This window comes from Acidimicrobiales bacterium, from assembly GCA_036378675.1.
Taxonomy (GTDB): Bacteria; Actinomycetota; Acidimicrobiia; order Acidimicrobiales; family Palsa-688; genus DASUWA01.
On the sequence record DASUWA010000063.1, the window covers coordinates 1 to 3984 of the forward strand.

At 64.1% G+C, this 3984-nt stretch carries 6 protein-coding genes; 3 read left to right on the forward strand and 3 right to left on the reverse strand.

What is annotated here, in order from left to right; translation table 11 throughout:
• Nucleotides 1-159: 159 nt before the first annotated feature.
• Nucleotides 160-1131, forward strand: coding sequence for a hypothetical protein (locus VFZ97_19270; protein HEX6395581.1), 972 nt, complete (start codon nucleotides 160-162; stop codon nucleotides 1129-1131).
• A gap of 1 nt (nucleotide 1132) precedes the next feature.
• Here the strand turns inward: VFZ97_19270 and VFZ97_19275 are convergent, their stop codons facing one another.
• Together VFZ97_19275 and VFZ97_19280 are read right to left on the reverse strand one after the other, a co-directional pair.
• Complete coding sequence (locus VFZ97_19275) at nucleotides 1133-1783, reverse strand: hypothetical protein (GenBank protein HEX6395582.1); 651 nt, start codon at nucleotides 1781-1783, stop codon at nucleotides 1133-1135.
• Nucleotides 1776-2309, reverse strand: a complete 534-nt coding sequence (locus VFZ97_19280) for a sigma-70 family RNA polymerase sigma factor (protein HEX6395583.1) — start codon at nucleotides 2307-2309, stop codon at nucleotides 1776-1778. The genes VFZ97_19275 and VFZ97_19280 overlap by 8 nt, the downstream gene beginning before the upstream one ends.
• A gap of 82 nt (nucleotides 2310-2391) precedes the next feature.
• Between VFZ97_19280 and VFZ97_19285 the strand changes: the two genes are divergently transcribed.
• Entirely contained in the window at nucleotides 2392-2595 is a 204-nt protein-coding gene (locus tag VFZ97_19285; GenBank protein ID HEX6395584.1) for a hypothetical protein, read from the forward strand.
• Between the two features lie 156 nt (nucleotides 2596-2751).
• Here the strand turns inward: VFZ97_19285 and VFZ97_19290 are convergent, their stop codons facing one another.
• Entirely contained in the window at nucleotides 2752-3390 is a 639-nt protein-coding gene (locus VFZ97_19290) for an NAD(P)-dependent oxidoreductase (protein HEX6395585.1), read from the reverse strand.
• Between the two features lie 95 nt (nucleotides 3391-3485).
• Here VFZ97_19290 and VFZ97_19295 point away from each other — a divergent pair, with 95 nt between their 5' ends.
• Nucleotides 3486-3908, forward strand: a complete 423-nt coding sequence (locus VFZ97_19295) for a nitroreductase/quinone reductase family protein (GenBank protein ID HEX6395586.1) — start codon at nucleotides 3486-3488, stop codon at nucleotides 3906-3908.
• Nucleotides 3909-3984: the final 76 nt, after the last annotated feature.

Consider the following 3984-nt stretch of genomic DNA (forward strand, 5'->3'; position numbering starts at 1 on the left):
GGTAGGATCCGACCCGGGATCACCCCTTCGCAGACGAGCACCTTTGTCGGGCAGATAGCAAGGCTTTGAGTCTTTCGCGTTTGTCCCTTGACTTACCTTGTGTCGGAACATACGGTGCGGCAACGCTCGGTTTCCGCGCCGGGCCTGGGGGAGGGACAAGTGAAGAATCGCCGGCTGTTGCTGGGCCTGCTCGCTTCGACCCTGGTCGTGGCGGGCGCCATGCCGAGTTTGCTTTCGGGGAGGGACGCGTCAGCGCAGACCTCTGGCGCGCCGGGGCCTTCGGGGTACGACCTGTCGCACATGCGGGCGTGCCCCGCCGAGGTTGCCTCCGGTCATCCCGGGACCGCAGACGAGGCCGCGCAGACGCCAATGAATAGTTCGACCATGTGCCGGTTCACCGGCCAGGGCACTCCGGATCCGTTCCCAGCGGCAGCTCCTTCCGGCCCGGCGAACCCGGTGTCTGAGCCGGCGGTCGCGGTCGGCGCGAACTGCTACCCGGCAGGAACGTGCAACTACCAGACCGGTCTTCTTGGAGGCGGGAACGCCTACGGCACCGGTTCCAACCTCGGGATTGCCGTACCAGGGCTCACCAACGGTTGGGCATACAAGCAGTGGTATTCGAACTGGGTCGGGGTCCAGAACACCAATAACCCAGCGACCGCGAACTTCATACAGATCGGCTGGCAGTGGGTGAACGGTCAATCCGACTACGTGTTCGTACAACAGTGGCTGAACGGCAACAACACCTACAGCAACTCCTTCACCCAGTTCAACCTCGGGAGCGGGGCCGTCAAGTCGATCACGGTCCGCGTACAGACAAGCGGGAACAACCTCTACTACCCGTTCATCCTTTGGGGCGGCCGGTGGGTGAACGTGGCCGGTTACTTCAACATGGGCTTCTCGAACAGCCCTTACCCTTCGGTTATTGGTGAAGGGACCGTGAAGGGCGGCGCCCCGATTCCGACTCTGCCGACCGAAACGAACTCGGGCAATATCGCGATCAAAGCCGGCACCCAGACCTGGGTTAACTGGCCGTGGAACGCCTCCCAGTACGCCCCGCCGTACTGCCTCTACTCGAGCAGCCCGTGGACGTCGTACAACACCTGGAACGAGCCGAGCCTCCACTGCTGATTCAGTAGAGACCCGCGCCGCGCTCCATTACAGCCCCTGTAGTGGCGTTCACGACGGCTTTCACGTAGCCGAACTGGCAGGTGCCTTGCACGCCGATGGGAGGGCCGCCTGTGACGTAGCCGTCGGTGAGCGCCACATCAGAGGCGTACACGAGCCACACCGGTGTCGACGGCTGGGCGGAGCCGGCCGTTGCCGTCGGGTAGATGCCGAAGACGATTGCGGCCCGCCCGCCGCCTGCGGTCGGAAGGTTGGCCGTGGCCCACGCCGACTCGGCAGGCACTTGCGGTGTCACCCCCGCTTGAGCCGGCAGGAGGTCAGCAGAGCGGCCGGAGTTCAACTGCACCGATTCGGTCGCCCGCCGCGGGGCCGGCATGGCGGCGGACCGTTGCGCTCGGACATCTTCGGCGGTACAGGTTGCGGCGGTGGGGGTGGTCGGCTTTGACACGGCGACGTTCGTTTGGGGCGACCCCGACAAGGTTGTCAGCGGGACGACGACCGCCGCAACCGCAGCACACAGCCCGGCGCCGGCCAGGCTGGCGCGTACCCGCTTGGACCTCCTTCGAAGCCAGCGGCCCCGCTCCTCGCTGTAGCGGCGTAGGTCGGCCATATCCTTCCGGGGTGGCGGCGGCTCGGTCTTGAACTGATCAAACATGGTTGACCCCTTCGATGCTGAGTATGGCGCGCAGTTTCTGTACGCCGCGATGCAGGTGTGACCTCACCGCGCCGTCCGACAGCCTCAACTGAACCGCCACAAGCTCTATAGGCATGTCGAGCAGGTAGTGCAAGACGACTGCCTCCCGTTGACGCCGGCTGAGCCGACGTAGGGCGGACACAAGGTCCACCGAGCCGATGGTCGCCTCGATCGCATCCGGCGGGTTTCGGGTGTCGATGTGGGGCCGCCGCCGTCTATCCCAGTCGATCGCCAGGTTGATGGCCACCCTCTGGATCCAGGCCTCCAGATAGGCGAGACCGTGCAGGCGGTCCCAACGGGCGAAGGCCCGGGCCATGGTCTCAGCGGCGACGTCCTCGCTGGCGGTCCTGTCACCGGTGACCCGCCAGGCAGCCCGCATGGCCAGCATGAAATACCCGGCAAAAGCAGCCTCGTAGCTGGCCGGGTCAGGGGAACCCTCCAGGGCCTTTACGTACGGATCCACATCGGCTGGCGCATGCGCCGTCACGCTCCTACAACGTCTGGCGCCCCGCCCAGTGTTACACAACGCTGGTAAATATTGCCGGAACCGTCTGACTCCGATCGGAGAAATGCACTCCGTGGTCGAATCTCAAACGGCTTTCCGGAGCCGGTGGTATGAAGGAAGCCCTCCCACGGATAAGGCGCGAGCGATCAAAACCGACTTCAACCTCTTCGCTCACGACTACGGACGGATAGTCGGCGACGACGAGCCATCCGTCGTTTACGGGCTCAGCGAAGTCGGCCCGGGAACGACGCACCCCCTGCGGATCTAAACCCTCAAGCCTTAGAGAGCGGCCGGCCCCTCTCTGGCTCGTTCAGCAGGCTGCGGCATCTTTCGGCGAGCGCATAAAGATTCGCCCGGCGCCCCCAATAAGACACCGCGAGCGGGCGACGGTCCGCTCGGGATTCGGCTCTATGCGTTCCGACTTCTACCGAGTGGTGTACACGCCGGTTGGCTTCGAGTGGTAGCCCTTCTTGCCCACGGCTCGGGCAAGGTCGCTTGAGGGTTCTCGATCGTGTCGGAGCTGCTCGAGCGCCCAGGCGAAGTCATGGATCGGTTCCCAGCCGAGTTCCAGTCGTGCTCTGCCGTTCACATAGACCCGATCCAGGCTTGGGAACATCCGCCATCCTCTGCGTGGGTACACCTCCTCGAAATCGGGGAAGTACCGGCGCACGACGCCTGGAGCGTCCGAGCGAAGGTCCTTGACATCTTGGCTGTCGAAAGGTGTCGTGGCGCTGATGATGTACCGCCCGAATCCAACTGCCCGTGCGCGGCTGACTGCGGCTTGACACGCGGATACCGCGTCAGCGAGATCGACTCGGCGGAACAGCAGCTCGTTCACCTTGGAGTTCTCGGACTCATAGCGGTCTCGGGTGGAGTCGTTGTCGTCGTCCTCGGGGAAGAACCGGCTGACTCTGAGAACCACACACGCCAGCCCGTGGTCTTGGTGGGCCAGTTGGCACAGGTCCTCGGCGGCTGTCTTGGTTACCCCATAGATATTGCGAGGAATCGGAGTGACGTCCTCCGTGATCCAAGCTGCTGGCTCGCCTCTAGACGGGCTGAGCACCTTGCCACGTCCGGTAATCGGCGATCTGCGGTGTTCCGGCGCACGTCGGATTTCGGACTATGCGGTGGCGGCGATTCCGGCGCGAGACTCGCGTCATGGCTACTGGGGGTCGCCTGCAACGAACGCTTGAGAAATACGTCCTCAACCCGCCCAACAAGCTCTTATTGCGTCTCGGTGTAGCACCTCGGGCGTTCGCTCTGCTGGAGACAACCGGCCGCCGAAGTGGTCGAGCGAGGCTAACTCCTGTGGGCAACGGCCTCGATGGATCGGTGTTCTGGATCGTCTCAGAACACGGCGAGCGCTGCGACTACGTGAAGAACCTAATGTCCGATCCGAAGGTGAGGGTGAAGGTGGGTCGTCGCTGGTATGGAGGCACCGCTGCTGTTGTCGCTGACGACAACGCCTATCGTCGACGGCGGACTCTCGACGCCGAGAACGGGATCGTCGGCCGAGCCGATGGTGTCATCTTCAGAGCGTCGGCGAGCAAGCCGGTCACGGTCCGAGTCGACCTCGAATAGCGCAGAACATCGGAGTTATCGAGCGTTCCGGCTTCCGACGGGACTCGGGGACCCAGCGCCGAGTCGGCGTTCCGCG